This window comes from Staphylococcus sp. HMSC077D08 (genome assembly GCF_001837945.1).
In the GTDB taxonomy this organism is placed as follows: Bacteria; Bacillota; Bacilli; order Staphylococcales; family Staphylococcaceae; genus Staphylococcus; species Staphylococcus epidermidis.
Genome location: NZ_KV834783.1, coordinates 1 through 1,357, shown reverse-complemented (window position 1 = coordinate 1,357; position 1,357 = coordinate 1). Strand labels below are relative to the sequence as shown.

Here is a 1,357-nt window from a genome sequence, read left to right as displayed (position 1 = left end):
TATACTATAAATTCAACTTTGCAACAGAACCAGATTCACATAATGTAGAAAAAAAATAGAAAGTAAAAAGCAAACCTTATAGGTTTGCTTTTTTTTAAGCTAAAAACGTAAGTGCGGGACTGACGCCTGCACTGATTTTTAGCTTTTCTTAAATTTTATATATTCTGATTTGAATTCCAAGAATATATATCTTGCAAAAAACAAATCAACTTTCTTTTCTGATTTAGCTTTTTTAAAGATGCTATCAAGATTGATATTAAAGTTAAAAACATCTTCTAAAGCATCTTTAAGCTCTTGATCGTTACTAAATTCTTGATTAAGCCATGCTAAAGCATTAACACCAAATAAATTTTGTTTTATACAAGCAACAAACGAACGCATCTTGATCCGATCTCTTTTATCTTTATCATAAGAAGATTTATACAAAGGCATATCTAAATGTTCTTTTTGATATAAAAACAAACGTAAATCTCTAGATGATTGAATCATATGATCGTGTGTACGATGTATTTCAGCTAAACGTCTATATGATTCATATTCTTCAATATCTTTATACGGTTTAGTTGTAAAGTAACCGTAGTTAAAAAGACCTTTAATAACCCCTCTATCATACATTTTAATCATTTTCCGTTTCCAATCAAATTCAAAACTACAACGTTTATAATTATCAATAATATCACCATGAGAATTTAATTTAACGTCTTCTAAATCTTCACACTTACTTACTTTTAAATCATACAGATTATTAATATTGTTTTTGACATCAGACACAGCACCTTCTCTATCATAAAACAAATCCATCATTTTTTGTTGTTGGTCATATAAAGACATTTGAGAGAAATCAAAACCACCTTTATACCCACCTCTAGCAAACACACCGTCGTAATTAGGATCATCAGTGTGACCAAAGTTCATACGAGTTCTGACGTTAACAAAATAATCATTTTTGTGTTTTACTTCGATTAAGCTATCGATATCTAAAACACGTTTAAGCTCATCATGAAAGATAGGTACATGCTTATAGATATATTCATCAATTTTATAATGCTCATTCATAGGCATATTAGTTATTAAACCGTCTGTTGTTGCTGAATAGACTTCATAACCGTTTTTAGTTATAGCTTGCATAATCATACTTAAAAGCATGCGTACAATAGCAGTAACCATGCTGGCAAGACAAGGGTCAGTGACTTTACAATAACCAACGCGTTCCATATCACCCGTTAAAAAGTTTTTAACATTCTTACCTAATACACCTTGTCCAGTTTTGCCATAAAAACCATTGTTTAAAAGCTTATCTAATAATTCAAACGCTGAACCTTTGCGGTTCTGTTGCAAAGTAAAAAAATATAGCTAA

General features: G+C 30.0%; 1 protein-coding gene. It reads right to left on the bottom strand.

Features of this window, described 5'->3' with window-relative positions:
* Window positions 1–138: 138 nt before the first annotated feature.
* The gene (locus tag HMPREF2663_RS07705) at window positions 139–1,338 is read right to left on the bottom strand and encodes a hypothetical protein (protein ID WP_070846139.1); all 1,200 of its coding nucleotides are present in this window, start codon (window positions 1,336–1,338) and stop codon (window positions 139–141) included.
* Window positions 1,339–1,357: the final 19 nt, after the last annotated feature.